The following is a 26,943-nucleotide window of genomic DNA, read 5'->3' on the forward strand; positions in this document are numbered from 1 at the left end:
CGGGCAACGAAAGGGACCTCACACGAGTCCCCGTGGCCATGTTCATCTGAAGTGCTGGTTCGACTCTGCAGCGACCGTTCGCCGCTGACGGCAGCAGGTTGTCAGCCACGAAGCGCGAACGCACAAGCTGCGCCAAAGCAGTCACGGATGGAATTCGGCTCCCAGCCTTTTGCTGGCGCAGGGCATTTCGATCAATGACGATTGGTGGCACATCGATTCGAAGTCAGGCCGCAGCCACGACACCTTCACACCTGCTAGTTGCAGACATACCCTGCCCGCTTGTCAGTGAACCAGGGGACAGCACGATGTGCCGGGCCCTTGACGCCGTCACGGTGAACCGCCACTGTACGCACTCCATCCGTCGAAATTCCTGCAGCAGGAGTGAATGCATCATGAGATTGAGCCCCTGGATCGTCTCGTTCGCACTGGCAGGAGTCGCAGCCGCCGCCGGCCCAGCCGTTGCGGCGACCTACCTAAACAGCAGCAATATCACCGTCGCCGTTGGCGCTGGCACCTCTCCGGGCGACTTCAACAACACCTTCAACAACGGCGCGACCATCACCAAGGTGATCGATGCCCCATCCGCTTCCGCCGAGGAATTCCACGACCAGCAGACGCACATCTGGTTCACCGCCGACGCGCTCGGCGGTGGGCTCGAACTGCGCTTCGACTTTCAAATCGAGTACGACATCAGCGTGCTGCATTTTTGGAATTACACGTCTGAGAACTTCGATGTCGACACGGTCAGCTTCACCTTCTACAGCGGGGCCAATGTCCAAGTCGGCGCACTGTCAGTGGAGCCGGAGCTCGGCACCAATCCCGGCATCCGCGCTCAGAATCTGACCCTGGCCGCGCCGCTGAATGTGCGCTACGTAACCGCCTTTTTGAGCGGCAGCAACCGCCAGGTCGATTTCCAGAATATCGGCTTCACCGCCGACGTATCAGCGCCGATTCCAGAGCCCGCTACATTCGCGCTGATGGCGCTTGGATTCTTGGCCGTACTGCTGGCCGCCGGGCGGCGATCCTCGGCAGGCAGGCCGGAACCGTATCGCCCTGCGGGAGATTCAGGCGCTAGGGCTGCAATTGCCAGTTGCTGCGATTGATGGTGACAGGGGCCAGTGCCGCAGGCTGCCCGACACGAAACCATTGGCCGCGCAGCTCCGTGGCATCGATCTCTAGCAAGCCAAAGTTCTGGCACTCGGTCCCGATCCAGATTGCACGGCATGAACGGCAGCGCCGCCCGGCACGTCCATGACCGCTCTCCGGTATCCGGGGGCGGGCTCATCGGCGGACCAAAGCCGGGCATCGCTGTCATCGGCCGGAAATTGCTGCTTACCCTCCAGATGGGCACAGTAGGCAGCACCGGCCACAAAAGCCAAGACATGCTGCCCTTGGCTCGGCGGTAGCGCACAGCGCCATGCGGCCAGGCTTCGGGCGTGGCGGATGATCGGGGGGGCGATGTGGCCGCAGGCCTTACCGTCAGTGGGATGATGCCCCAGGAGGCGGTCTGACCCGTTGACCAGATCCCAGTAGCGCGCCGGCCCCTTCCACTCACAAAACGAACCACCGCCGGCGGGCCGCAGCAGCCCACGATGAACGTCGGCCAGGGGCAAGTAGCAACTGGGTGGGTGTGTCGCCTCTCGCACGGCCCAAGCACCGCGCGTGCGCGCCACCTCTTCGACAACGGCCGCCAGTTCGCGGCCTGGCTGGGCATAGCCCCGCGACAGCACTCCAGCGGCGGTGCCCATCAGCGATGGTTCTAAGGCCTACGAGCAAAAACGCACGCTGCTGAGCTGGCGTGCGGTCAGCGGGTTCGTCGGGTTCATGCCCGGAAACAGCCAACTGCCCGGCAGCATTTGCCCTGCGCGTTGGCCAGGCGCCACCACGCGCGCAGACGCTCCAGCAGGAGGGGCGACATCATCGCGTAGCGATCTTTGCGACCCTTGAATCGCGGCTCAGCCCGACGGGCAGCTTCGGCGGCAGTTGCACGGTCGGCATCATGATGCATCGCTGCGACCCAGGGTGATGCCGAAGAAGAACTTCAGGCCGCAGGTCGTGGCGTTGATGGTGATCGGAGAGGTGCCCTAGTCCACCAGATACATCTGGAAGCGGCGCAAGTCCTCGGCAGTGGCGGTGCCCCTCATTCCAAGCACCGCTAGTCGGACCCCAGGGGCAGCGAAATACCCGACTCTGCGAAGACTTCTCGCACAACCGCCAAGCCATTGAGTGCAGCCGGAAAACCCGCGTAAACAGCCATTTGCATCACTACTTCGACGATCTCGCTCGGCGAGCAACCGACATGGAGAGCTGCGTGTACGTGCACCCGAAGTTGAGGCAGCGCGTGACCGAGAGCACACAGTGCCGCCAGAGTGGCGATTTCGCGTTCGCGCAAGCCCAGCCCCTTGCGCGCATAGATGTCACCGAACGGAAACTCAAGCAAGTAGCGCGCGAAATCGGGAAAGGACTGCGCCAATCCCTCCACCACCGCCAGGCCTGCAGGGCCGTCTACGGCAGCCAGCATGGAGGCGCCGCGTTCGTAGCGGCTGGCGCTCATCGTGCGGCTCCATAGCGATATCGACGCACACTGCCATCGCCCCAGTTCCCAACAGCAAGCTCCGAGCCGCTTTTTGACCGAGCCATGGCGACGGGACTTTGAAGGTCTTGAATGAGCACGGTGGCGCCACCGCTGCGCGTGATCCGCCAGACCGATGTGCCTGAGTAGTCCGGCACCAGCACCGCGTCGGAGCCATCGGCCACGATGCCTACCGCAGGCGCTCCGAGACGCTTCGTCAATTCTCGCTGCACGCCGTCAGCTCGAACTTCAACCACGCCACCGGCGAAGTTGGAGATGACCAGCGTGCCATCAGCGAACTCGACGACACCGACGGGAGTTGGCAGCCCCTGCGCCAGCACCTGCTTAGAACCTGACGCGTCTGCCCGCAAGATCTGATTGAGACCGCGGTCGGCGATCAGCAAACTGCCGTCCCTGCCGATGGACAGACCCGCTGGCGTGCGCAGGTTGCTCACGAACTCTTCGGGCACTCCGTCTGAGCGAAGGCGGTGCACCACCCCTTCCGAGTACGACGCCACGTAGACGGTTTCGTCGGGCCCCACCACAATTCCAGAAGGCGAGCGAACCTTGTCAGTCACAAGGCGCGTGACCCCGTTCGAATCGATGTGGCTCACCCTGTTGGCCGACCACTCCGTGACGTACAAGCCGCCGCCAGAGTCGTACGCAAGTCCCGTCGGTGAAGAGAATGTTCCCGAGACGGAGCCTTCGCCGCGTAGCTTGGCCGGCTCTGCGGCAAAGGTTGGACCGGAGCAGATGGCTGCGAGGCTGCCCGCAGCGATGATGTATCTAAGGGTCATGAGTGGCTCCTGGATTGCGATGTAGGCCACTGTAGGGACTGCTGGTGAGCGTTGAAACGACCAATTTCGTGATACCTTTTCGGTATGTCGTCTCGCTTGGATTCCCGCTCGCTCGCCCTCTTCTTGGCTGTAGCCGACACTTTGAGCTTTCGGCAGGCCGCCGAGACGCTGCATTTGTCGCAACCCCCGTTGAGCCGCGCAATTCGTGAACTCGAGGAGCGGCTGGGTGTACGCCTGTTCGACCGCAGTACTCGGGGCGTGAGCCTCACCGACGCGGCCCGCAAACTGCTGCCCTACGCTCGCAACATCGGGAGATTGCTGAGAGAGGCCGAGGCCAGTCTCGCGAATGAGGGCATGCCGCAGAGTTTGAGGTTCGGCCTGACGAACGCTGCCGAACCGGCTTGGTTTGGTGGACTCGCGGAACGGATCCAGGCAAGGCATCCCGAAACGGCCGTATCGGTGGTTGTCGACACTTCCCCCAGACTCGTGCGCCAATTGCGCGCAGGTCGATTGGCCGCAGCGTTCATCGCATTACCCACCGAGGCTTCTGATCTTGACGTGATGGAACTCGACCGCTTGCCGATGATCGTGGCTATGCCATCGTCCCACCGCCTGGCCCGGCGTCGCACGGTGCGACTCGCTGACCTCGCCGCGGAGGTCATCTTCTGGTTCGAGCGTGCGCGCCAGCCTGCGTTCTACGACCACTGTCAGCGGGTTTTCGGTCGTCACGGATTTGCGCCGCGAAAGATTAAAGAGCCTACAGACCATCATGTATTGCTTGCCGATGTGGCGGGCGGGCGTGGCATTGCCTTACTGCCAAAATCGTTTGCAGGACTGCGGCGAGCCGGTGTCTCCTATCGGACTCTGGTCGAGGGCGAGGAACTGGCCGTCGGCATTGGACTAGCGACTCTTCGAGACAGGGAAGACCTGCGTGAACTCTTGATCTCGAGCATCGGAATCAGCCCGGTGCGCGAGATCAAGGCGCAGAGGTCCAAGTAGGGCCGTAGAGGGTGGAAACACTTGAAATTCATCCAAGGACATCCAAGCACAGTTGGTCTTCGCCCATTCGCGGCCAGTAGCGGGAGCTGGTTGGCATCGGCTTCCGGGTAAGCATTGCCGGCCTTCTCTCATGACACATGCTCAAATGTTGGGCAGATATCGTCAATGATCCGCATCCAACACAGCTATGCGCCATAGAGCACTGCCGAGGCGTCCCGAATCCGTGCAGGTCTTCCTCGTGAGTCAAATCGATGAACGGCGAGCGTACTTGCTGCTGCAGCGCGTCGCCATGCCTCAGCTTGCTCTGCCCGCGTTCTGGCAAGGCGTCACTGGGGCGTTGGAGTCGGGTGAGTCATTTGAAGAGGCAGCAGTCCGAGAGGTGCGTGAGGAAACAAGCTTCTTGATCGAGCAAGTCTTCAGTGCGGGCTACACCCATTACTTTCCAATCCGACCGGAGTGGCGGTCCTCCTATGGCCCGGATCCTGTTCAGGTGGAGGAGCGCGTCTTCTACGCCTTTGTTCCCGGTGGCAGCTTGCCTCGTCTCTCCGCCGAGCACCAGGCGTTCAAATGGTGCCTAGCGGAAGAAGCCATATCGCTGCTCGAGTTCGGTCAAAACCGGGAGTGCTTGTCGGCGGTCGAGGAAACTCTTTCGTCTGCCACCGTGGGGCATAGCCCCTCCATCGAACGGCAGGTTTGGGGCGCTGAATCCAAACAAGCTTAGGACCGCAACGGGTCGATACCGCCCCCCCGAGCTGTAGAGAACCTGCCGGTGGCGCGACTGGGGGCCGCGCGCGCGAGGCCTACGGCCTCAATGACTCTCGCATCGGGCGGTGACACCACTGTCAGGCGGCTGGGCCCACGACTGCTTGGTACCCAGCAACATGGGCGAGCCCGCCAGCGACTATCGGCAAACACATGCCGCGATGCGATCCTTCCCACCGGCTCAGCTTGATGCCGGAGCGCCGAAGTGGCTGGCCTGGCCCTCACCCCGCTCGCTACCAGCTCATTACTGCCGACCCAGCTCAATCCGCCCGGCATGCGCCTTGACCGCCAGGCCGTGCAACTCCGCCACCGCGCGCGCAAAGCCTTCGCTATCGCCGGTCTTGTACTGACCGCTGACCCGCAGATCCGACAGACCGGCGGCCAGCACAATCGGCGTTGAGCTGTAGCGGTTCATCTCGGTCACCGCCTCCAGCAGCGAGAGGTCTGCAAACACTGCCTCCCCTCGCCGCCAGGCGAGCAACTGGTCCATGCGAGGCCGGTCGAGCGCAGGCGCCGCAGCCGGTAGCGGTGATCGATGGCCCCCTTGATCGCTGCGGACCCTCAGCCGGTCACCGGCCGCCATCACGATAGGTTGCGCAATCGCGGGCGCAGCTTTTCTGCTGCCGCTGCCCTCCACGATCACCTGCCCCTCGACCAGCGTGACATCCAGCGCTTCGGGCACACCAGCGTCCGAAGGAACGATCCGCACGAGAAAGGCCGTTCCTGTGGCTGTGACGGCAGCATCGGCGGCCTCCACGACAAAAGGCCGGCTTGCATCCTTGGCGACCTCGAAGAACGCCTCTCCGCCTTCCACGCGCACACGGCGCTTGGTTTGGTCGAGTTCCACCTTCACCCGGGTCGAGGTGTTCAGCGACATTCGGGTGCCGTCCTTCAGGATCACCAGGCGCTGCTCGCCGATGCCGGTGTCATAGCGGTCGATGTCGCGCCAGGGCTGGCCCACCAGCACACCGACCACGACGACCGTCGCTGTGAGCGACGGGGCGAGCGCCCAGGGGCGCGGCCAACCCCACACCCTGGTGCCGGCATTCGCGGGGCTGGCGCCCTGCCCTTCCCCGCCTCGGCCCTCAGGTCGGCTGGCAGCCGTTGCCTGAGCCACAGCGGCCCGGTCGACCCCCGCCGCCTCCATCCACAGATCCGTCCCACGCTCGAACGCCAGCCGATGCACCGCCGAGCGCGCCTGCCAGGCTCGGCATTCGCGTTCCATGTGGTTGGATCGATCCGGCCCGTGCAGCCGGGCGATCCAGACCGCCGCCTCGGCCGCGATCTCTCGCGTCACGACGGGCTCGGCCCCCTGCCCTTCCTGCTGCCCGTCCCCCTGCCCGTCCCGCCCCTCTTCGCCAGTCACGTTCGCCAGTCCTGCATCCCGGTGATGAGCTGCATCGTAGCCTTGGCGATGTGCTTCTCCACCGTGCTGATGCTCAGGCCGTGTTGATCGGCGATCTCCCGGTAGGTCAGCCCGTCCAGGCGGTGGGCCAGGAAGATGTCCCGGCTCTTCTCGGTCAGGCGCCCCAAGCAGTAGTGCAGCCGTGCCAGGCGTTCACGCCCCAGCACCACGGCCTCGACGGGCGGCGAATCGTCGACCAGGATCACCTCTTCGAACACGACCTGCTCGCCATGGGTGACACGGCCCCGGTGTTCATCGATCGCCAAGTTCAGCGCGGTCTGCATCAGGAAGGCATCCGAATTCTCGACAACCTGCCCACGCTCGTAGCGGGCCAGCCGCACCCAGGCTTCCTGGACGATGTCTTCGGCGTCCTGAGTCGAGCTGCCACGCCGCCGCAGGGCGTCTCGGATGCGAGAGAAGACCGGAGGTAGATGCTTCTTCATGGTGAGCTCCCTTCCATGTTGTTAGAAGCCAAACGCTCTGGGAGGCCCGCCGCAGCAGCTACGGTCAGGCTTGATAGGGCCCTGTCATGAGTTAACTATAACGTGGTTTAGATTGATTTTGAAGCCGACGCTGACGGCTATGCAGAAGCGTGTTATTCAGCGAGGAAGGCCGGTCGGCGCAACAACATTCGAGGAGGGGCCGGCGCGCGCGTTTGGCGCGGCGGTTCGAGCCGCACGTATGACGGATGGAATCGCTCAGGAAGAGTTGGCACTGTTGGCCGGCGTAGAACGATCACATATGGGGAAAATCGAACGCGGCGAGCACATGCCTACGTTGGCAATGATTCTCAAGATCGCGGGAGCGTTGGGTCGCAGCTCTGCGGAACTCATGCTCGAGACGGAGGCCCGTTTGTCCCCGGAATGGCGTGAACCATAGGCATCATGCAATTGACCGAGGCCGGTCACATTGAGTTCGGATGTGAGTCCGACGACCACTCAAGGCTGATCTGAGTCATTCGCACACCGGCCCCGAGTGACAGCATCCGCTGAAAGCCGTCCTTGAATCCAGGATTCCGCGAACGGCTGGTTCACCTTCGACATGCGCCAGTCGGCCGCCGTTCGGCTGCGGTCCGCCTTGATCAACCGCTCTTGGCGGCTGCGACCTGGCGTTTTCGACCGAGGCTGCTCGGGGCGAACCGTCAACAGTGCGGCTCGCCTTTGGGGGTTGATGGTGAAGAGCGCCCGTTTACGCGGCCCAACCGAACTCCCTCAGGACCAGGCCGATCGCTTGCAGAGCCAGTTCATCATCACCGGTCTCGGGCGGTCTGGCCCCCTTTGCGTGCTGCACGTTTGGCTTACCCCGGTTGTGAAGAAGGGCAACGATTTGGGCGGACTTTGCCACGCAGTAGAGCTCAAGCTTTTCAACTTTCTTGGCCAAGTCGCCCAGGTCTACGCCGAATACGGTATCGCGCTCGTGCCCCGACTGGACGAGCCATCTGGACAGCAAGATGGTGAGCGCGGCTCGGCAATGGTCCACCACGGACGTCGGCGTCTCGCGGAACGCGGAGTTGAGGACGCGCTCAATTGCCTCGCCTACCGCTGGGCGATGTTCCGGCGCGACTTGCCCATAGTCCACTGCCGGAATGATCGCGAAGGCAGAGAGTGATTTGAGCGTGTCCATCACGGCCCCATTGGCCAGTACTTCAGTCTGGATGATCCGCCAAGGAGAAACGGCTCTCGATTCGCCAAGGGCGAGTGTCATGCCCTCGCCCTTATTGGCCATGTTCAACAGAGGGTGGCACGCCGAAAAGGTGTAGAGCGTCTTGGCAACCCGCCCTCCCGCGCCGACCTGACTCATCATCGGGTCTTCGTATGGGTGCGGCCCTACTCGCTGTTGGTTCGGCTGTCCCTGCCCAGGCTGCGGCACATAGAGTCGGCCCCGGCGAGTCCGAGTGACCGGGTCGAATGAATCCTCGCGAAAGATCCACCTTAGAGGGTCAACGGCCAGGCCCCTTGGCAAGTCCTGCCAGTCCGCCTCGGCAGCGATCAGCTTCGCTTGGGTGATGCTCGGGGTCGGAACCGATGGAATGTCCGCAGTGCCCAAGCCTTCGTAGACCAGCCCCGTGTTGTTGCAGATTCCTAAGTACATAGACCCTCGCAAGCTTCGATTGAAGGCTGACCCCGTCGATTGCCCACAAGTAGGCCGATCACAAATCCGGCGCGTTGAACTGGACGAACCGCTGTGACGACGCGATCGTCAGCGTTCGCGTGGCTCTGGAAATCGCGACGTAGAAGAGCTTCGCTTGGGCTTTTCGCTCCTTGCCGAAGTGGGGCGCGTCGGGGATGACGACATGGTCGAATTCCAGCCCTTTCAAGAGGAGCGGCGTTGAGACGGTGCGCTTGGGCATCTTTCGGCCCGAGTTGCTCGCGCGCTGGCGGACGCTGAGAGTGGCCGCCGCCATCGTTTCAACGCGGCCTGCGGCGACCTCGTTGGCCGCCCGTTCGGCGTCCCGCCAGAGCTCGTTGCGGTAGAGCCTCCATTGCGGGCGCTTGCGAGCCAGGGAGAACAACTGAGCGACGGCTTCTGCTCCGTTGCCTTCGCCGACATCCGGGATCAAGTCCCTCATCGCTTGCTGAACCACGGCGTCTTCCGGATCAGGGGCCTCGCCGTCGGCGGGCGTCTTCTTGTGAAAGCAGTCCTCGCTGAGAGCAAGGAAGGCTTGGACTCGAGCGCGGCCGTCGGCAGCGCGATCCCAAGCGGACGCGAATTCCCGTAGGCGGTTGCCGTCGCGGAAGCCAAGAGCAGACCGGCGCCGCAGGCTGCCCGGCACAGGAATGCCGTGGCTGGAAGTCCTGCGGCAGACCGGAATCCTTCGGCCACGCGCGCCACCGCCCGTGCAGCGAGCGCGGCTGTGCCCAGCGAGCCGCTGTGGGGGGCGACTTGCAGCGAATGCGCTTCGGCGATGGCGGCGAGCTTGCGCATCTGGGTCAGGCCACCGAAGCGACCGGTATCGGGTTGCACCACATCGACCAGGCCCTCGGTGATGAAGGGCAGCATCTCGGCCAGGGTCGACAGGCGCTCGCCGGTGGCCAGCGGTAGCGCCAGCTTGTCGCGCACCCGGCGCCAGCCGGGCAGATCAGCGTGTATCTAGGCCGCGAGTATGTGCCGATCTTCTGGCCGGCGCTCAAGCTCGACCCCTGGGGCTGGGATACCGTGGGCTCGCCCAGCCTGAACCATCAGCTGGCGACCTACCGCATCGACGGCCATGCGCGCGCAAACAACTCGGTCGGCTACCGCTCGCCCACGCTGCATGGCTTCAGCAGCAATGTGGCCGTTTAAGCCGGCGAAGGGGTGCGCGATCAATCGGTGGGCGCCAATATCGAGTACACGGCCGGTGCGCTCTATCTGGCCGCCGGCTTCGACCGCCAGGCCAGCAACAACCGCGTTGCACTGATCGGCGGCGCCTATGACTTCGGCTTCATCCGCCCCCGTGTCTCCTTCACCAGCGCCGAGGTGGGCGGCCGGGCCGCGAAGAACCTGACGCTGGCCGCCAGCATTCCGGTGGGCAACCATCTGGCCCGGTTCGCTGTGGCGCGGCTGGACCCCGAGGGCGGCAATAACAACACCACCAAGCTGGGCGTCGGCTACGAGCACTTCCTCAGCAAACGCACATCGGTCTACAGCGATCTGGGCAGTTCCAAGCAACAAGGCACGGTCGCCGGCAAGGCGCTGACCCGCAGCACCGTCGTGGACTTCGGGCTCAAGCACAACTTCTGATCTAGCCATGGCGCCGACCCCAAAGTCAGAGGCGATTCACAAACTGCTGGCCGGCGCGTCTTTTCCATCTGCTGACCCGCACGCGACATTCGCTGGCGCGGCCACATGCCGACCGCGCTGTTAGGTAGGTAGTCAAATGCCAGCTCGACCTTTGCCGCCAAGAGGAGTGGGTTCTTGTCAGGCATTCAGCGCATTGGCCGCGCCGAGCAGGCTCGGGTTGTCTGCCGTGATCAGCCAGGTGGGTATACGTTCGACATAGCCGCGCAGGCGCCCCTTGTCCTCGAACTGGTGGCGAAAAACGGCTGCGTCCAATAACCCACCGAATCGAGGCACGATGCCACCGCCGATGTAGACGCCGCCAAGCGCGCCAAAGCTCAGCGCCAGGTTGCCGGCGACGCCACCAAGGAATGCCAAGAAGAGTTCAATGGCTTGGGCGCAAGCCGGATCATGGCTCGCGCGGCCGGTCACGTCAGCCGGGCTCAGGTCCGCTGGCGGCCGGGCATCTAGCGTACAAACGGCGCGATAGAGATTCACCAAGCCAGGCCCCGACAGCACCCGCTCGGCCGAGACATGGCCGAACTCGCGCCGCAGCAGGCGCAGCACTTCGCATTCACGCTCAGTGGCCGGCGCCACCGTTGCATGGCCGCCCTCCCCGCTGATCACGCAGGGCCGGCCATCGGGCTGGATCACCAGACCGGCCACACCGAGACCGGTGCCTGGCCCTAGCACCACCATCGGAGCCCCCTCCACCGGCGAGCCTCCGCCAAGGGACTGGCGCCCCGCATTGCTGAGCAGTGGCAGGCTCAGGGCCAGGGCCGCAAAGTCGTTGAGCACCAGCAGGCGCTGCAGCCCCAGGCTCTCGCGCAGGGTTGCGATGGAAAAGCTCCAAGGGTTGTTGACGAAGCGTACGCTGTCTCCGGTCACTGGCGTGGCCACGCCCATGGCCAGCTCACGCGGGCGTTGCAGCCCATGGCTCAACAGGTAGTGCTCGATCACGGCCTCCAGAGTGGGGAAGTCAGCGCACTGGTAGCCACGCACCTGACTCAGCGCGCCGCCCGCCTCCGTCTGATAGGCCCAGCGCGCGTGGGTACCGCCGATGTCGCCGACCAGACGCGGAAAGTCCCCGACGCTCAAGGTGCCTCCTCGGCTGCCGTCGACATGGTTGCCAGCAAACCGGCTCCGTCGGCCGCCCGGCATAGGAAGGCCGTGCCGGGCAGGCTGTCGGGCGAACGGTAGGCCTCGGCCACACGCTGCATGGCCAGGGCCGCCAGCGGGGCCGTGGTCAGCGCCACCACGCAGCCCCCAAAGCCGCCACCGGTCATGCGGACGCCGCCTTGTGTGCCGATCACGGCGGCAATCAGCGCAACCAACTGGTCGATGGCCGGCGTGGTGATCTCGAAGTCGTCGCGCATGGATGCATGAGAGGCGGCCATCAAGACCCCAAGCCGGTTCAAATCGCCGGCAGCCAGCGCCTCGGCGGCGGACAGCGTGCGCGCGTTCTCGCTCACCACATGCCGGGCACGTCGCCAGACCAAGGCGTCCAGCGTACCGGGCTCGCTGCCCAGCTGTGCGCTGTCCAGATCGCGCAAGGCCTTGACGCCGAAGTGGCGCGCGGCCGCCTCGCATTGCTCGCGGCGTAGGTTGTATTCGCTGTCCACCAGGCCGCGGCGCACATTGGAGTTGATGATCAGGACCGCCAGATCGGTGGGTAGCGGCACCGCGCGAGTCTCCAGGCTGCGGCAGTCCAGCAACAGGGCGTGCTGCGCGACGCCGCAGGCGCTGATCATCTGGTCCATGATGCCGCAGCGGCAGCCGACGAATTCGTTCTCGGCCTTTTGCGCCAGCAGCGCAAGCCGAGCAGGCGTCAGCGCATCGAGCCCCAGCAACTGCTTGAAGGCCTGGCCAATCGCAAGCTCCAGCGAGGCCGACGATGACAGGCCGGCACCCTGAGGCACATCACCAGCGATCACGAGATCGGCCCCGCAAAGACGGAAACCGGCGCCCTGCAGAGCCCACACCATGCCGCGTACATAGCCGGACCAGTGCGAGTCCGCACGCGCCAGCAAGGGCTCGTCAAGCAGAAACTCGTCGAGCTCGCCGCCCTGGTCAACAGCCAACACCCGCACCAGCCGGTCGGGTCGCATACGCGCCCCCACCACAGTGGCGAAATTAATCGCGCAAGGCAGTACGAAACCGTCGTTGTAGTCCGTATGTTCGCCAATCAGGTTGACCCGGCCCGGGGCCTGCACCACCAGATCAGGAGGGCCGGAGAAAGTCTCGGCAAAGGAACGCCGAACGCGTTGCTCAAGTGTGGTCGTCATGTATTGCGGGTCCGGTAGTGCACCATGCTTGTGGCACGCAGCATCTGCGCCGCCTGCTCGGGAGTGATGTCGCGCTGCGCCTCGGCCAGCATTTCGTAGCCGACCATGAACTTGCGCACGCTGGCCGAGCGAAGCAGTGGCGGATAGAAATGCGCATGCAGCTGCCAGTACGGCGAAGCCGCGCCAGCTAGTTCCGTCGCCCCTGGTTCAAACGGCGCGCCGTGCCAACCCATCGAGTAGGGGAAGGAGCACTCGAACAGGTTGTCGTAGCGGATCGTCAACTGCTGTAGAGCCAGGGCCAGGTCGGCGCGCCGGCCGGCATCGAGATCGCACAGGCGCTGCACCGCGAAACGCGGCAGCAGCAGGGTCTCGAAGGGCCAGGTGGCCCAGAACGGCACGACGGCCAGCCAGTGCTCGGTCTGCACCACCGTGCGTTCGCCCGACTGCTCCTCACGCCGCACATAGTCCAGCAGCAGGGGCCGGCCGCTGCGCTGGAACCATTCGCGCTGGCGCTGCTCTTCATCCTGCGCCTCGTTGGGAAGGAAATCGCTGGCCCAGACCTGGCCATGGGGATGCGGGTTGGAGCAGCCCATCACGGCGCCCTTGTTCTCGAACAGCTGCACCCAGCGGTAGCGCTGACCCAGCTCGCTCGTCTGAGTGCACCAGGTTTCCACCAGCTCAGCGATGGCGGGCAGCGACAGCTCCGGCAGGGTCTTGCTGTGATCGGGCGAGAAACAGATGACGCGGCTGACGCCTCGGGCTGCGCTCGTGCGCAGCAGCTCGTCGTCGGCCTGCGCAGCGCTGGCCTCGGGCACCTCGGCCATCAGCGCCGCGAAATCGTTGGCGAACACAAACGTGCCTTCGTAGACCGGATTGCGCTCGCCGTTCACGCGCAGGTTGCCGGCGCACAGATAGCAGCTCGGGTCATGCGCTAGGCAGGGCCCCTGCTCCACCGCCTCCTGCTGGCCCTGCCAGGGCCGCTTGGCACGGTGCGGCGAGACGAGCACCCAGCGCCCATTGAGCGGATTGAAGCGGCGGTGCGAATGCTCGACCGGGTCGAAATCGGCTTCAGCGGAAGGGTGCAAGGAGGTCGTCATAGCGCGCCGATCAGGCAGTTCAGGGGAGCATCGGACGCCGGGCCGACGGCAACGCCAAGCGCAGCGCCGGACTCCTGCAATCCAGAATTAACTCGCGTTACTGTCGCGCGTTAGTTAAAGGATTATAGGAAGATGGAGTACCCCGCATCAAATTGGTACTGTCCCTAGGGCGGTCGGAAAATCTGGTTTGATTGCCAACGCACAGCCGCGGCTGATGACGCCTGCCACCACGGCGACCCCATGAGCCCATGAATGGCTGCGGCACCAGCAAGCGCCGCCAATGCCTCAGGCGTCGACGCGCTCCAGCAGCAGTCCGGCGCCGTTGTAGCCTCGGCTGAAGCTCAGCAATAGATGTCCGTTCTCGATACAGGCTCGCACCGCGTCGGTGTGGAAGTGGTCCGTCACGCGCCAGGGCCCCGCAGGCAGCGCGATGTTCAAGTCCTGCTGGCCCCGAGCATCGAAGTTGTGCGCCGTCAGCAGCGCCTGGGCTCCATCGTCGCGCAGGCGCAGCACGTACTGCCAGCCCTGGCTGTGGCGGCGGTTGGCGATGCCGCTGTCGCGGATCAGCGAGCGGCCATGCTTGATCGTCGGCGCCGCCTTCAGATAGAAGTCCATGCTGCGGCGGACCGTCTCCATCTGTGCCTTGCTCAGGTCGAACACCTCGCCCGAGATGCACATGCGGCCATAGAAGGTGGCGGCCAGGCTGTAGACCAGTCGATCCTCGCTGTCGGCCGCATGCAGCACGGCCCAGATCTGCGACTGGCGCGGCAGGATCAGTCGCTGCAGTTGGGCCGCGAGGATGGGGACGTTGGTCGTCTCATGGGCGTCGGAGAAGGAGGCCATCTCGCAGCGGGCCATCAGCGAAGGCTCGAGGCGGTGCCCGCCCGAGGAGCAGTTCTCCACCACCAGATCGGGGATCTGCGCCTTCAGCCGGCCGAGGAAGTCATACCAGCCCTGCACGCTCTGGCGCAGGCCCTCGCCCAACGAGTCGGGGTGATCCACGCCGATGCCCAGGGTCTCGTTGTAGTCGATCTTCAGATAGCGGAAGCCGCTCTGATCGAGCATGTCGATCACACGCTCCTGCAGATAGGCCTGGGCCCAGGGGTCGTTCAGATCGAGGAAGCGCCGGCCGCTGGCGGTCAGCGGCACACCGTCGCGCTTGAGCAGGTGCTCGGTCTGCTGGAACAGGGCCGAGTTAACGCCGCAGTTCTCCACCTCGAACCAGATGCCCGGCACAAAGCCGGCCGCACGGATCATGTCGGCCGTGGCCTTGATACCCTGCGGGTAGCGCTGCGGCGCGACCACCCAGTCGCCATGCACCGCGTTGAGGTCACCGCTGCCGGCATTGAACCAGCCGGCGTCTATCGTCACATAGGTGATGGGCAGGCCCTTGAGCCTCTCGACCGCGCGGCCGATGGAGGCATGCGAGGTATTGCCCCAGGCCACGCACCAGTCATTGAAGGCGATCGGCAAGCCCTCCTCGATGGCCGGCACGCCGCGCAGCGCGCGGTCCTGCGTGCGGGTCAGCGCATGGCACAAATCGTCGAGTTCACCGGCCACCGCCGCCAGCACGGCCGCCGGCGAATCGACCCGCTCGCCCGGCTGCACCGACTTGATCCAGTGGCCGCGCTCGCGGTCGGCCAGGCCGCCGGAGAAGCCCACCCAGTCGTCGCGGCGCGAGACCTCGATCTGCCAGGAGCCGCCCCAGGCGATCTGCGCGCCCCAGAATACGCCGGCCACCCGGTCCTCCAGCGCCACGAAGGGAAAGAAATCCTTGGTCGGCATGCTGCCGTTGGCACCAAAGCGCTCGTTGACCCAGACATCGCCGCCCCAGGCGGTCTCCAGATGGAAGTCCTCCAGACTGCGCACCTCGTGCCGCGCCTCCTGGGCCCAGCTCGTGCGGTAGCGGTGCAGGAACAGCTGCTCGGGCGCATCGACAGCATGAAAGGGGGTCACGCCGCCAAGTGAGAAGCTGGTCAGCGCCTCCAGCTTGAGCGGCGCGTCGCTGCCATTGATGAAGCTGCTGGCCACATGGACGGCGTCTTCATCGTCGAACCAGTGCAGTCGATGTTCGAGCTGCCAGCCGCGCGGATGGCTGAAGCGGGTCAGCACGGTCGAGCAATCGCCCTCGCGGCTGAGCACCGGCGCCTCGAAACTCAGCTCGGCCAGGGCCGGCGCCAGCTTCATCGAGCTGCCATGCAGGTAGGCGCGCGAGTAGGCATCGCCGACCAGCTTGGCATGCACCAGCGGATCAGGTTTTGCCGGGTTGCGTTGAGCCGTGTTTCCCCAGGGCAGGACTTCCAGCTCGGCCGTGCCGACGTAGTTCGGTCTGTGTGGCACTTCGGCATCCAGCTTGGCGATCGGCAGCAATTGCAAGGACACAGTGCTCCGCGCAGCATCGGTCCAGTAGCGGATCAAGGTGGAGCGGTTGCGGAACTCTTGAAGGATGACGATGTTCTGGCTCATGGATTCTCGGTGACCGTATAGGCCGCCGGATGGTGCCGCTCCGACAGGGCAGCAGCAATTGCGAAACTCACCAGCGCAGCCCACGATTAAGCACAGCCGCCACTGTGCCTACAGCGCTCAGGCTCAGCCCCTCTTCACTGCCCCACAGGACTCGCGCAGGATGAACTCAGTCTCGTAGGCGGCCTCGCTGCGCTGGTACGGCTCGCCGCCCAGTTGTGCGCGCAGGATGTCGACCGCCTCCTGCCCCTGGGTCAGGGGGTCGACCCGCATGGTGGTCAGTGGCGGACAGGCGAACGGGGCCAGCGGGATGTCGTCATAGCCGACCACGGCCACATCCTCCGGGATGCGGCGCCCGGCCTCGACCAGGGCACGCATCGCGCCGAAGGCCACCGTGTCGTTGCCGGCAAACAGGGCTGTGAATCCGACCTGCCGCTCCAGCAACCGCTGCATCGCCAGGTAGCCGCTGTGCGCGCTGATGTCTGCGTGCGCGAGCAACGCCGGGTCTGGCGCGATCCCGGCCTCCTGCAGCGCTCGCCGATAACCGGCAAGCCGTTGGGCGACATTCTCGTAGTCCGCCGAGGCATAGGCCAGGTGGGCGATATGGCGGTGCCCGCCCTCGATCAGATGCCGGGTCAGGCGATGGGCCGTGACCGTGTCATCGGCCGCCGAGGCGCGTCCATAAAAGGGCTCCAGCCCATTGCCTACCACCACGACCGGAAACCCCTGCTGCTTGAGCTGCTGCACAAAAGGCCGCTCGGCCGAGCGCATATTGGCGATCACCAGGCCATCCACCCGCTTGCTGCGCACCAGATTCACGAAGGCACCAGGAGCCTTGCCAAGGTCGTCGGCGGCTTCCAGCAGCACCTTGTAGCCATAGCGATGACAGCGATCATTGACGGCGCTGAGCAGGCGCGGCAGGAAGGAGTCCACATGCAAATGGTCGGAGCGCGGAATCAGCACCGCAATCGTGCCGGTGCCGCCACCGGCGAGGCTGCGCGCCGCCGCATTGGGCTCATAGCCCAGCTCAGCCGCCGCCTGCAAGACCTTCTGCCGGGTGGCCTCGCTGATATTCATGCTGCGCACATCATTGAGCACAAAGCTCACCGTGGTGCGAGACACCCCGGCGCGTTCGGCCACCTCGCTGCTGGTTGGGGTGCTGCGGCGGCGGCGGATCGTGTCATCGGTCATGCGAGGCTCAGACAATAGAAAAGTAACGCGAGTTAGCCGTTGAATTCTATGCATTCGTTCGTGGCGTCACTCGACGGGCTTTCCCCTACGCTGCCATAAGGCCGGATCCAGGGCTATTACCTATAGGTCAAACCCCCGACAGCTTCCGACAATAGTGAAACTAACGCGAGATAGTAACTCGCATTAGCTACCCTCTCGCAGACTGAGTACCCCGGTCTGCTGACTCCGAAGCCCTCAAGAGAAAGGCAAGCCAATGCCGTTGAAATGGCGTGAACTCGCGCGCATCCTGCCGCTGACCATGGCGCTGTGCGCTTCGCTGGCCCTGGCCAAGCCGCCGCTGCGCCCGATCTCACCCGAACTGCAGTCCAAGCAGGCGCCTAGCCTGCTCGGCGCGCAAGGCATGGAGGGCTTCGTGCTACGCGACAGTGAAGGCATCGGCGCTACATTCAGGGCCACCGACCAGCACCAGGGCCACACCGTCTACACGATCAACGTGCCCAAGCGCTCGCGCTCGGCCAATGCAGTGGAAGTGCTATGGAATACCGACCGGCCCATTGCCAAGGGTGATGTCGGGCTGGTCCGGGTCTATGCCCGCACCCTGCGGGCGCGCCAGGAATCGGCCGAGGCCGAGATGAAGGTCATGTTCCAACGCAATAGCTCCCCTTGGGAGAAGAGTTTCACCACCCTGTACAGCTTCGGCCCGGACTGGACCCTGATCGAGATTCCGTTCACCGCAAGTACCAGCCTGGAGGCTGGCCGGGCGGCGCTCCATCTGGGCTTTGGCGGACTGGAGCAAAGCGTCGAGCTGGCCGGCCTGGAGTTGCTCAACTTCGGAAACCGTGCCACGCTCAGCGAACTGCCCAGCACCCGCTACACCTATCCGGGCCGCGAGGACGGTGCCGCGTGGCGGGCCGAGGCCCTGCAGCGCATCGAAGCGATACGCACGGCCCCCATCAGCATCACGGTGGTGGACAAGTCGGGCCAGCCTGTCAGGAACGCCCGCATCGAGGCCGCGCTGGTCCAGCCGAAATTCCTGTGGGGCACCGAGGTCCACGGCGGCGTGCTGTTGCAGCAGACACCCGAGGCCGAGCGCTATCGCAGCGAGCTGCTGGCGAACTTTGACACCGCCGTGCCAGGCAATCAGTTGAAATGGCCAGGCTGGATCAAGGACCGCACCGTCGGCATCCGAGCGGTCGACTGGTTGAACGCCAACGGCCTGCGCGTGCGTGGTCACAACGTCGTTTGGCCGGGATGGCAGTTCACGCCTGAACAGATCAAGAGCAACCCGCAGCGAGCCACCGAGCTTGCCGGGCAAATCGATGCTCATCTGCGTGACATCGTCTCGTCAATGCGCGGCAAGGTGATGGCCTGGGACGTGGTTAATGAGCCGATGCACGAGAAGGACTACTTTGCCTATATGCCCCGCGAGGAGAGTCTGGCCAACTGGTACAAGGCGGTCCGGGCCATAGACCCAGACGCGCAACTGGCGTTGAACGACTACGCGATGCTCAACAGCAGCGCCAGCCCGCTGGTGATCGGCGAGTTCGTTGATTTGATCGGCAAGGTCCGTCAGTTAGGGGGGCCGATCGACGTCATCGGTGTGCAGGGCCACGTCGGCCAGCAACCTCGGGCGCCGGAGCTGGTACTGAAGGACCTCGATCTGTTCCGACCGACGGGCCTGCCAGTGCAGATCACCGAGTTCGACATCAACACCTCAGACGAGCAGCTCCAGGCCGACTACACCCGTGACTTCCTGATTGCCATCTACAGCCACCCGGTGGTCAACGGCTATATCCAGTGGGGCTTCTACGAGGGCCACCACTGGAAGCCCAAGGCAGCGATGTTCCGCAAGGACTGGTCCGAGAAACCCAATCTGCAGGTCTGGCGCGATCTGGTGCTCAAGCAGTGGAAGACCCGCTTCGCCAGCAGCACGGACAGCGCCGGCGCGCTGCATTCGCGCGGGCACTTCGGCAAGTACAAGCTCACGGTGAGCGCCGCCGGCAAGCGCTCGGAACATGAGTTCCAGCACGACAGCAGCGGCGCGCCGGTACGCATCGTGCTGCCGTGAGCGAGCCTGGGCTGCGTCGCCGCTGCAGCCCGCGATCAACGCACCAGCGAACGCCGCATCGCATGGTTCCAGCCGCGTAGCACCAGCTGGCTGTTCGGGTGGCTGACGCCGGGGTCCACCGCATCGCGGCCACCGTGCAGCTGGAACAGCACCGAGGCACGGTCGCGGCTGCCACTATTGGGCAGCGAGCCATGCACCGTCAGGTAATTGAAGAACAGCACATCGCCGGGCGCCAGCACCGCCGGCACGCTGTCACTGAACGGGAAGCGCTGGGCAAAGCCGAGTTCGCCACCACCGCCACCTTCGCCGCCCATGCCGCTGCTGTGGTCAAGCCGACCCAGCTTGTGGCTGCCCGGCCAGACGCGGATGCAGCCGTTGTCCTCATCGCAATCACTCAGCGCCACCACGGCCGCGAGCATCTGGTCGTCGCGGGCGGGGAAATAGGTCCAATCCTGATGCGGCGGGAACGGAGCACCCAGGCCGGCCGGTTTTAGAAACAGCTTGCTGTGATGCAGCACCACGTCCTCACCCAACAAGGCCGCGCAGGCATCGACAAAGCGCTCGTTGAAGCAGAAGCGGGCCCAGCTGGAGGCGAACTGATGGATCTGGTGCGTATGCACCACCACGGTCTTCCGCTCCGGATCGAGCGCATCGTTGACGCTGGAATTCCAGCGCGCATTGGCACTCTCCTGCGTGCTGCACACCTGCGCGACAACTCGGTGGAAGTCACGCGTCAGCTCGGCCAGGGTTGCCCCGCCGACGACGCTGCGGGCGATCACATAGCCATGCTCGGCATAGTGCTCTGCCAGGGACCGGGCGGCTTCGGAGGGCGCGCTTGCGGCGCAGAGATCAACAGCAGGGCTCATGGCTCTCTCGTGGTTTGAATCAAACATGATGAAAGCACTATAGGTTTTCATCACCAGTCAAATCAATACGATGACACCGAATACCATGGTACAAATCCACCATGATGAGCTTGCACTGGCCACTGGCCGCTCTGCCCGATATCAGCCGCGCCGGCCGCTTCCTGCACGAGGACCGCGACTTCAGTCCCGGCTATCGTTGCGCGACCCATGCCCTACATTTGTACGACTACGCGGCAGACATGGAGTTGGATGGCCGGCGGCTGCGGCTGAGCCCGGGCGACGCCACGCTGACACCGGCGGGCAGCGAGGCGCGCTACCACCTCGAAGAGTCCGGCTATCACTGGTGCATCCATTTCCGCTCGCTCGATAGGCCAGCAGGCCCGCAGCTTGACTTGCCCCTGCATCTGGCGGCCGGTGCCTGGCGGACCCGGGCGATCGAGAGCATGGCCCGCATCGGGCAATGGACCTCCGATGCGCAGAGAGGGCTTGGGCCTCTGGCGGCGGCACTGGCAGCGGCGGCCCTGCAGGAGCTGCTGCTCAGCCTAGCCTGGGAAGCGCAACGGCCGGCTAGCCGGCAGGTGCGCGCCGCGGTGGCCGCCGAGGCGGCAGCGGCCATGCTCGACGCGGCCCTGGCTGATCCCCCCAGCATGACGGTGCTGGCCCAGCGAGTGGCTCTCTCCCCGACCCATCTGGCACGGGCCTTCCGTGCCCGCTATGGCGTCACGGCGGCGCGCTATCTGCTCGGGCGGCGCATCGAGGAGGCCGTCCATCTGCTGAGCACGACGGATCTGGCAGTGGGGCGCATCGCACGGCGGCTCGGCTTTGCCGACGTGCAGCATTTCAACAAGCAGTTTCGCCGCAGCCTCGGCTGCGCCCCCAGTGATTTCCGGCGCGATGCCGGGCAGCAGTAAGGCAGTCTGCGAACCAGCTCAGCCGTTGGCGTAGCGGTTGCCGGCCAGGTCGCGGCCGCGCGCCAGCCAGATCTTGAAGGGCTCCCCCTTGTGGTCGGTCTCGTGCACCACTTTGATGTTGGTGGAGAAGTAGCGCATCGTGTAGCCGCAGCGGCGGTGCGGGCTGGTGTTGGCGGTGGCACCGTGCACGATGCGTGAATCATGTAGCGAGCATTCTCCGGGCTCCAGCTCGAAGTACACCGCCTTCGATTCGTCCACGTCCTTGATCTGGGTGTCAAAGGTGTTCATGCCGCCATCCACCGGCACATAGTCCGAGAAGCCGTTGACCTGGGTGCCGGGGATCACTCGCATGCAGCCGTTTTCCTTGTTGCTGCGATCAAGCGCCAGCCAGACGGTGACGATCTGCTCGAAGCCGTCCACACGGCTGCGCCAGTAGGCCGAATCCTCATGCCAGGGCGTGGCGCGACCTACCAGCGGATCCTTGCAGATGAAGTGGCTGGACCACAGAGCGATATTGGGACCCAGGATCGGCTCGACCAGATCGAGCACCTCGTCGGCCAGCAGGAAGTCCAGCAGACGCTCATCACGGAAGTGCGGCGTGTCCAGCTCGTCAGAGAGCTTGGACCCTTTGTCGCGCAAATGCTCTTCAAAGATCCGCGTCAACCGGGCCAGCTTGGCATCGGCAAACAGAGGTTTCTTGTAGAGGTGGTAGCCGTTTTGCTGATAGGACTTGAGTTCGGCATCGCTGAGCAGGGGCATGGAAGTCTCCAGTGAAATCGATGCTTGGCAGTCTAGGAACTTACCGTCGACAGGACTTTGGGAAAGTTCGGCGGCACTATGCGGATCTTCGGATCCTGCAAACCTGAAGATCGGTTGCGTGTTGCCGATCTGGGGTTGAGTCTGCATCGAGGCCGCTGCCTAGAATCCGACCGCCACCCTTGCAAGCATTGCAATCTAGGCCAGCACGCCTGGCCGCCGCAGCACAACAGCGGCGTCGATATCGACCGAGCACACCAACCATGCAACTACGCGCATTCAAATCCCTGTGGGAGTGGGAAGGCCGCTGGCAGGGCCGGCTGGAACAAGTCAAGGCGGCTGGCTATGCCGGCGTCGAGTACACGCCCCCCCCTGTCGCGCAGGACTGGGCCGGCTTTCGCGCCGAGCTTGATGCACTGCAGCTCGACTTCATTGCCCAGACGCTGACGCGCGGGCCAGACCACATCGGCTCGTTGCGCGAGCAGGTGCTGCGCGTGGCCGAAATGAAGCCTGTGCTGATCAACTCGCACAGCGCCGCCGACAGCATGCCGCTAGATGAGCAGTACCGCTTCTTTGAAGAGGCGCTGGAGCTGGAGCAACGGGTCGGCATCCGCATCGCCCATGAAAGCCATCGTGGCCGTGCGCTGTTCACGCCATGGCACACGGCGGCCCTGCTGCGCCGCTACCCGGCGCTGAACCTGGGGGCGGACTTCAGCCACTGGTGCGTGGCCTGCGAGCGAATGCCCAGTCTCGACGACCCCGACATGCAGCTGAGCATCGCCCGGGCCATCCACATCCACGGTCGCGTCGGCTACGAGGAGGGCCCGCAGGTGCCCGACCCGCGCGCACCGGAGTACGCGCGCCATACCGAGCTGTTCCTGCAGATCTGGCTGGCCATTGCGCTGGCGCGCCAGCAAAGCGGAGCCACCGTCATGACCTTCACCCCCGAGTTCGGCCCACCGCCCTATCTGCAGCAGCGCCCGTTCACCGGCGAGCCTGCAGCCGATCTGTGGGAGGTGAATCTGTGGATGTTCGAGACCTTCAAGGCTCAATATGATGAGCGCTTTGCGTGGTGACCCCCGCGTGACCGCATGCGCAGCAGCCCGCCCAAGCGACTACTGAACAAAGAGTTCTTCACCGAAGGCCTGCAGCTCCAGCTCGACCGCCAGTCGCTGGACCGGCCCTACGGTCTTCACTGGCATGAGTTCTACGAACTGACTCTGGTGCTGTCCGGCCGGGGCAGCAATACCGTCAACGGCCAGACCCGCGAGCTGCAGGCCGGTGACGCATTCCTGCTGACCCCGGCCGACTTCCATGCAATCGCGCCGGCCAAAGGCCAGACGCTGGAACTCTACAACCTGATCTTCTCCCAGGCCCTGCTCAACGATGAGCTGGTAGGCCTGCTGTTCGCCGAGGACTCGGGGCCCTACGCCCGCTTCGCAGACGCCGCCGCCCAGGCAAACATGATCTTTCGCTGCCAGAACCTGGCAGCCGAGATCGAGGGCAAGGCCCCGGGGCACGCACTGGCCGCGCAGGGCGAGCTCAACGACATTCTGATCGCCTGGCACCGCCAGCGCAGACCCGAGCTGCGGGTAGCCCGCTCGCGCGGCCCCCGTCTGGCGCATCACGAGCATCCGGGCATCCAGAAGGCGCTGATCCACATCCAGCATCACTTTCGCCAGCCGCTGAGCCTGCAGGATGCCGCGCGCCAGGCCCATCTGTCGCCCAACTACTTCAGCGAGCTGTTCCACAAGGCCACGGGCTCAAGCTTTCAGCACTATCTCCAGCAGCAGCGCCTGCGCTTTGCCCAGGCTCTGCTGCAGAGCTCCAACCTGCCGGTGACCGAGCTGTCCTATGTGGCGGGCTTCAACACCCTGACTCACTTCGAGCGGGTGTTCCGCCGCGAGTTCGGCATGACACCGAGCCAGGCGCGGCAGCACGAGCGCTGACGACAGCCGTCTCCATGACGATGGTGCTGATTACTGCTCGAACGCGCCCCGGTCCACACCCGCGCCCTGCGGCCGCTTGGCGCCATCGTGATCCACCGCCTGGGCCAGCTCGCTCGTGCCGCTGTGCAGCGCAGGGCTGCCCTTGGACAGGCGGAAATCGGCTTTGCGCAGGTCGCGATCGACCCGGATGAACTGCGGGTCGGCCACGATGTCCTTGGGGCCGCGCACCACGTTTTGCTCCACCGGATAGAGGTTGTAGTCCCAGCGCAGGCCCTCGTTGCGATTGTTGGAGGTCACCTTGCCGCCGGGACGAGGCACGATGACGTTGTTCAGTACCGTGACCTCGCGCGAGCGGTTGGCAAACAGCTCCTGGTAGCCGACCGTGTCGCCGTTCCAGTAGGTGGTGTTGTTGATGATGTCCACATAGGCTGTACGGAAGGTGTGAATGCCCGAGCCGCCATTGAAGGCGCTAATGTTGTTGGCGATCAGCGCGCGGCCTGTCCAGATCGGGCGCTTGGCCAGCACCTGGCCGGCCAGCGCTGCGGCATCACCGACGATGGCGTCGGCATTGGGGTTGGTTGCTCCCGGGCCGGCGCCGTAACCCTCGGTCACGTCGAGCAGGATCCCGTTGCCATCGCTGAGCTTGCCAATCCGCTCCCAGGGCACCAGGGTCTTGTTGTTCCAGACCTTGTTGCGCTGGACAACGATGTGATAGCCAGGCTTGTCGTCATGGGCCCAGCTGTCGAGAAAGGTGATGCCCGAGCCGCCATAGCGCATGAACCAAGCGTTGTCGAAGACGAGGTTGTCTTCGACGGTGATGTAGTCGCCCTCCAGCGCGGTGATACCGCCGCCCGGCATCTTGCTGACCACGTTCCTGCGCACGATGATGTGGTGCGGCTTGGCATCGGGTTTGTTGCGGCGGCCCTCGATCAGGATGCCGTTGCTATTGAAGCGCGCACTGGGCTGCTTCTTCTTGGCGTCCTCCAGGGCGTCCAGCAGCACGATGGAATCGTTGGCGCCGGTGACGGTGAAGCCCTCGATCACCAGGTAGGAGCCGGTCACTTGGATGCCGGCCCAGCCGATCGGGCTGACCACCGGCTGATGACCCGGGCGGGCCTTCCAGGTGATCCAGGCATCGGCCGTGCCGGAGCTGGTGATATTGAGCACGGCACTGCCGTCGCCGGTCTTGGCATCGGTGTAGAGGCCGTTCCCGACCAGCACCACATCGCCAGGCTTGACGGCGCCTTCCGCGCGCTGCAGGGTGCGCCAGGCGGTGGCCGGTGTGCGGCCGTCGCTGCTGTCGTTGCCGTCGCCGGAGACATGCCATTCGGCCGCCGAGACCGCAGCGCTGAACAGAGAGAAGGCGAGAATGAAGGGACGGCTGACGCGGTTCAAACGGAACTCCATATTCATTGGCTGATGTTGATCAAGCTTTTGTCTGCCACGAGCACAGGCGCGTCATAAAGCGGGATGTTCTTGAAGCTGTAGGTGTTGCCCTTCTTGTTCCACTGCGCGGCCGGGATCTCGTAGACCGCGCCGGTCAAGATGTCCACCACCACCGGCTGCTCGAAGTTGCCGTTGCTGACACTGAAGTCCTGCAGCCGCACATCGTTGCTGTTGGAGGGGATGCTCTCGGACAGCCAGAGCGTGTAGACCTGCTTCTTGCTCATCCTGTGCTCATAGCCGTAGACGGCTACCTTGCGGTCGGTGGTCAGCGTGTAGAGATGGTCCTCGGGGCCGGCACTGGCGAGATTGTGGGTGTGCTCCACATCCTTCAGGCGCACCAGCGAATCGTCGAACACCGAGGTCACGTTCTGGATCGCGTAGTAGGCGATCTTGGGACGGATAACCCGTTTGCTGGCGTCGGACTTGAGCAGGCCTTTAAAGTTCATGCGATTGATCGGCCCGAAGGTGTAGGCCATCTCGACAAGGCCGAACACGCTCGACTCGATGCCGTTGCCCAGGTTGCCGAGCATGCGGCGCGTGTTCCACTTGGCCTGGCTCAACTCGGTCCAGTCATGATCCCACAGCGCGCCACGGCCGATGCCGCCCGCTGACGGCGCCCCGTTCTCTCCCTGGCGCAGCTTGACGGTCTTGGTGTACTTCTCCAGCTCCGCCTTCATCGCCATCACCTCATGGTGGTTGAAGTCGGGGTTGTAGACGTAGTCGTGGTAGGTCATGTTGTCGAACAGACCGAACTTGGCCTTCGCGCCGATGTGCTTGAAGAATCCTTCGACAAAACGCTTGTTGTAGTGCCCCAGCGCGAGGCCGGATATCTTGGCCTGCGGCTGGATCTTCTTGATGATCTCGGCGGTGCGGATGTTGAACTCGGCCGACATCTCCGGTGTGTTGACCGTGTTGTCGCCGAAGTTGGGTTCGTTCCAGACCTCCCACAGGTCGACCTTGTCCTTGTAGCGCGTGACCAGGGCGGTGACCCAGCGTTCATAGGCTTCAAGCGCTTCCTTGGACGTGGGCATGCCGGCACCCAGATTGGCGCCGCCGCCGCCCGGGTAGAGGCTGTTGCCATAAGAGGTCTGCAGCCAGGGCTGGAAGCCGCGGCGGGTCGCGTCATTGACGATGTGGTCCAGCCAGGCAAAGTCGTACTGCCCTTTGACCTTCTCGGTCTTGGCCCAGCCGGCCTGCATGCGCAGGCGCTTGATGCCCAGCGGCGCGATGAACTCCTTGTACTGATCGTAGTCGGCGAAATCGCGGTCCAGGGTCTCGCAGCCGAGCAGCCAGTTGGAGCCGGCGATCTCGGCCGTGCTGCGGGCCTTCACCGTGCCAATCTTGGGCAGACGGATGTCCAGGTTGGTAACAACGCGCTCGGGCGAGCTGTCGAGAATCTGGGCCTGCACGACCGTTGGCGCCAATGCCAGCAACAGCATGGCCGTGACCGCCGCAGCGCAACAACTCTTCAAGGCCGGGACGCTCGACTCAAAGGACTTCTCGTTCATCGTCATGTCACATTTTGTCTGGTTGCAGAGGCGCCGGCTCTCCAGAAGCAAGGCAGCCAGCAACGTCCGGACATTTATCAAGGCCGTCTGCCGGCTGCTGCAATGCGGCTGA

28 protein-coding genes and 2 pseudogenes are annotated in these 26,943 nt (G+C 64.4%); 12 read left to right on the plus strand and 18 right to left on the minus strand.

Annotation, left to right across the window (positions count from 1 at the left end):
- Positions 1–392 precede the first annotated feature (392 nt).
- Entirely contained in the window at positions 393–1,103 is a 711-nt protein-coding gene (locus O5M90_RS05960) for a PEP-CTERM sorting domain-containing protein (RefSeq protein WP_269840345.1), read from the plus strand.
- A gap of 72 nt (positions 1,104–1,175) precedes the next feature.
- Here O5M90_RS05960 and O5M90_RS05965 read toward each other — a convergent pair whose 3' ends face one another.
- Positions 1,176–1,673: a DUF427 domain-containing protein gene (locus O5M90_RS05965; protein WP_440401872.1), complete on the minus strand. Its 498-nt coding sequence runs from the start codon at positions 1,671–1,673 to the stop codon at positions 1,176–1,178.
- Here O5M90_RS05965 and O5M90_RS05970 point away from each other — a divergent pair.
- A pseudogene (locus tag O5M90_RS05970) lies at positions 1,647–1,742 on the plus strand (transposase); the annotation flags it as partial. The gene O5M90_RS05965 and the pseudogene O5M90_RS05970 overlap by 27 nt on opposite strands.
- Before the next feature lie 45 nt (positions 1,743–1,787).
- On the opposite strand, the pseudogene O5M90_RS05975 reads toward O5M90_RS05970, so the two are convergent.
- The 3 genes and pseudogenes from O5M90_RS05975 to O5M90_RS05985 all read right to left on the minus strand — a co-directional run.
- Positions 1,788–2,135 (minus strand): annotated as a pseudogene (locus O5M90_RS05975) (integrase); the annotation flags it as partial.
- Between the two features lie 20 nt (positions 2,136–2,155).
- Positions 2,156–2,554 carry a carboxymuconolactone decarboxylase family protein gene (locus O5M90_RS05980; protein WP_269840347.1) on the minus strand — a complete coding sequence of 133 codons (399 nt, stop codon included), beginning with the start codon at positions 2,552–2,554 and terminating at the stop codon, positions 2,156–2,158.
- Positions 2,551–3,369, minus strand: coding sequence for a virginiamycin B lyase family protein (locus O5M90_RS05985; protein WP_269840348.1), 819 nt, complete (start codon positions 3,367–3,369; stop codon positions 2,551–2,553). The genes O5M90_RS05980 and O5M90_RS05985 overlap by 4 nt, the downstream gene beginning before the upstream one ends.
- 84 nt (positions 3,370–3,453) lie before the next feature.
- Between O5M90_RS05985 and O5M90_RS05990 the strand changes: the two genes are divergently transcribed.
- Both O5M90_RS05990 and O5M90_RS05995 read left to right on the plus strand, forming a co-directional pair.
- Positions 3,454–4,368, plus strand: a complete 915-nt coding sequence (locus tag O5M90_RS05990; RefSeq protein ID WP_440401874.1) for a LysR substrate-binding domain-containing protein — start codon at positions 3,454–3,456, stop codon at positions 4,366–4,368.
- 238 nt (positions 4,369–4,606) lie between these two features.
- Entirely contained in the window at positions 4,607–5,089 is a 483-nt protein-coding gene (locus O5M90_RS05995) for an NUDIX hydrolase (RefSeq protein WP_440401875.1), read from the plus strand.
- Between the two features lie 285 nt (positions 5,090–5,374).
- Here the strand turns inward: O5M90_RS05995 and O5M90_RS06000 are convergent, their stop codons facing one another.
- Both O5M90_RS06000 and O5M90_RS06005 read right to left on the minus strand, forming a co-directional pair.
- The gene (locus O5M90_RS06000) at positions 5,375–6,496 is read right to left on the minus strand and encodes a FecR family protein (RefSeq protein WP_269840351.1); all 1,122 of its coding nucleotides are present in this window, start codon (positions 6,494–6,496) and stop codon (positions 5,375–5,377) included.
- Complete coding sequence (locus O5M90_RS06005; RefSeq protein ID WP_269840352.1) at positions 6,493–6,978, minus strand: RNA polymerase sigma factor; 486 nt, start codon at positions 6,976–6,978, stop codon at positions 6,493–6,495. The genes O5M90_RS06000 and O5M90_RS06005 overlap by 4 nt, the downstream gene beginning before the upstream one ends.
- Positions 6,979–7,117: 139 nt before the next feature.
- Here O5M90_RS06005 and O5M90_RS06010 point away from each other — a divergent pair, with 139 nt between their 5' ends.
- On the plus strand, positions 7,118–7,414 hold the full coding sequence (locus tag O5M90_RS06010) for a helix-turn-helix domain-containing protein (protein ID WP_269840353.1): 297 nt from the start codon (positions 7,118–7,120) through the stop codon (positions 7,412–7,414).
- Positions 7,415–7,723: 309 nt separating this feature from the next.
- On the opposite strand, the gene O5M90_RS06015 is transcribed toward O5M90_RS06010, so the two are convergent.
- The 3 genes from O5M90_RS06015 to O5M90_RS06025 form a co-directional block, all read right to left on the minus strand.
- On the minus strand, positions 7,724–8,338 hold the full coding sequence (locus O5M90_RS06015; RefSeq protein WP_440401876.1) for a hypothetical protein: 615 nt from the start codon (positions 8,336–8,338) through the stop codon (positions 7,724–7,726).
- Positions 8,339–8,684: 346 nt separating this feature from the next.
- Positions 8,685–9,104, minus strand: coding sequence for an ATP-binding domain-containing protein (locus O5M90_RS06020; protein WP_269840355.1), 420 nt, complete (start codon positions 9,102–9,104; stop codon positions 8,685–8,687).
- Positions 9,101–9,625, minus strand: a complete 525-nt coding sequence (locus tag O5M90_RS06025; RefSeq protein ID WP_332909490.1) for an enolase C-terminal domain-like protein — start codon at positions 9,623–9,625, stop codon at positions 9,101–9,103. The genes O5M90_RS06020 and O5M90_RS06025 overlap by 4 nt, the downstream gene beginning before the upstream one ends.
- On the opposite strand from O5M90_RS06025, the gene O5M90_RS06030 reads away from it, so the two are divergent.
- Complete coding sequence (locus O5M90_RS06030; protein WP_269840356.1) at positions 9,620–9,817, plus strand: hypothetical protein; 198 nt, start codon at positions 9,620–9,622, stop codon at positions 9,815–9,817. The genes O5M90_RS06025 and O5M90_RS06030 overlap by 6 nt on opposite strands.
- A gap of 12 nt (positions 9,818–9,829) precedes the next feature.
- Complete coding sequence (locus tag O5M90_RS06035) at positions 9,830–10,255, plus strand: porin (protein WP_269840357.1); 426 nt, start codon at positions 9,830–9,832, stop codon at positions 10,253–10,255.
- Positions 10,256–10,432: 177 nt separating this feature from the next.
- Here the strand turns inward: O5M90_RS06035 and glk are convergent, their stop codons facing one another.
- From glk to O5M90_RS06060, 5 genes are all read right to left on the minus strand, one after another.
- Positions 10,433–11,389, minus strand: coding sequence for a glucokinase (gene glk, locus O5M90_RS06040; protein ID WP_269840358.1), 957 nt, complete (start codon positions 11,387–11,389; stop codon positions 10,433–10,435).
- Positions 11,386–12,576, minus strand: coding sequence for a galactokinase (gene galK / locus O5M90_RS06045; protein WP_269840359.1), 1,191 nt, complete (start codon positions 12,574–12,576; stop codon positions 11,386–11,388). The genes glk and galK overlap by 4 nt, the downstream gene beginning before the upstream one ends.
- Entirely contained in the window at positions 12,573–13,673 is a 1,101-nt protein-coding gene (locus O5M90_RS06050; protein ID WP_269840360.1) for a UDP-glucose--hexose-1-phosphate uridylyltransferase, read from the minus strand. The genes galK and O5M90_RS06050 overlap by 4 nt, the downstream gene beginning before the upstream one ends.
- A gap of 285 nt (positions 13,674–13,958) precedes the next feature.
- Complete coding sequence (locus O5M90_RS06055) at positions 13,959–16,139, minus strand: glycoside hydrolase family 36 protein (protein ID WP_269840361.1); 2,181 nt, start codon at positions 16,137–16,139, stop codon at positions 13,959–13,961.
- 123 nt (positions 16,140–16,262) lie between these two features.
- On the minus strand, positions 16,263–17,327 hold the full coding sequence (locus O5M90_RS06060; RefSeq protein WP_269840362.1) for a LacI family DNA-binding transcriptional regulator: 1,065 nt from the start codon (positions 17,325–17,327) through the stop codon (positions 16,263–16,265).
- A gap of 253 nt (positions 17,328–17,580) precedes the next feature.
- Between O5M90_RS06060 and O5M90_RS06065 the strand changes: the two genes are divergently transcribed.
- Positions 17,581–19,395, plus strand: a complete 1,815-nt coding sequence (locus tag O5M90_RS06065) for an endo-1,4-beta-xylanase (RefSeq protein ID WP_269840363.1) — start codon at positions 17,581–17,583, stop codon at positions 19,393–19,395.
- A 35-nt stretch (positions 19,396–19,430) separates the two neighbouring features.
- On the opposite strand, the gene O5M90_RS06070 is transcribed toward O5M90_RS06065, so the two are convergent.
- Positions 19,431–20,261 carry a phytanoyl-CoA dioxygenase family protein gene (locus O5M90_RS06070; RefSeq protein WP_269840364.1) on the minus strand — a complete coding sequence of 277 codons (831 nt, stop codon included), beginning with the start codon at positions 20,259–20,261 and terminating at the stop codon, positions 19,431–19,433.
- A 101-nt stretch (positions 20,262–20,362) separates the two neighbouring features.
- Between O5M90_RS06070 and O5M90_RS06075 the strand changes: the two genes are divergently transcribed.
- Positions 20,363–21,172, plus strand: coding sequence for a helix-turn-helix transcriptional regulator (locus tag O5M90_RS06075; protein WP_269840365.1), 810 nt, complete (start codon positions 20,363–20,365; stop codon positions 21,170–21,172).
- 18 nt (positions 21,173–21,190) lie between these two features.
- Here O5M90_RS06075 and O5M90_RS06080 read toward each other — a convergent pair whose 3' ends face one another.
- Positions 21,191–21,931: a phytanoyl-CoA dioxygenase family protein gene (locus tag O5M90_RS06080; protein ID WP_269840366.1), complete on the minus strand. Its 741-nt coding sequence runs from the start codon at positions 21,929–21,931 to the stop codon at positions 21,191–21,193.
- Positions 21,932–22,191: 260 nt separating this feature from the next.
- Here O5M90_RS06080 and O5M90_RS06085 point away from each other — a divergent pair, with 260 nt between their 5' ends.
- Positions 22,192–23,004, plus strand: coding sequence for a sugar phosphate isomerase/epimerase family protein (locus tag O5M90_RS06085; RefSeq protein WP_440401878.1), 813 nt, complete (start codon positions 22,192–22,194; stop codon positions 23,002–23,004).
- Positions 23,005–23,019: 15 nt separating this feature from the next.
- Positions 23,020–23,877, plus strand: coding sequence for an AraC family transcriptional regulator (locus O5M90_RS06090; protein ID WP_269840368.1), 858 nt, complete (start codon positions 23,020–23,022; stop codon positions 23,875–23,877).
- Positions 23,878–23,907: 30 nt separating this feature from the next.
- Here O5M90_RS06090 and O5M90_RS06095 read toward each other — a convergent pair whose 3' ends face one another.
- Both O5M90_RS06095 and O5M90_RS06100 read right to left on the minus strand, forming a co-directional pair.
- Positions 23,908–25,272, minus strand: a complete 1,365-nt coding sequence (locus tag O5M90_RS06095) for a choice-of-anchor Q domain-containing protein (protein ID WP_269840369.1) — start codon at positions 25,270–25,272, stop codon at positions 23,908–23,910.
- Between the two features lie 14 nt (positions 25,273–25,286).
- Positions 25,287–26,762: a GH39 family glycosyl hydrolase gene (locus O5M90_RS06100; RefSeq protein ID WP_269840370.1), complete on the minus strand. Its 1,476-nt coding sequence runs from the start codon at positions 26,760–26,762 to the stop codon at positions 25,287–25,289.
- Between O5M90_RS06100 and O5M90_RS06105 the strand changes: the two genes are divergently transcribed.
- Positions 26,761–26,943, plus strand: a complete 183-nt coding sequence (locus O5M90_RS06105) for a hypothetical protein (protein ID WP_269840371.1) — start codon at positions 26,761–26,763, stop codon at positions 26,941–26,943. The genes O5M90_RS06100 and O5M90_RS06105 overlap by 2 nt on opposite strands.

Source organism: Paucibacter sp. M5-1 (genome assembly GCF_027498415.2).
Lineage (GTDB): Bacteria > Pseudomonadota > Gammaproteobacteria > Burkholderiales > Burkholderiaceae_C > Roseateles_E.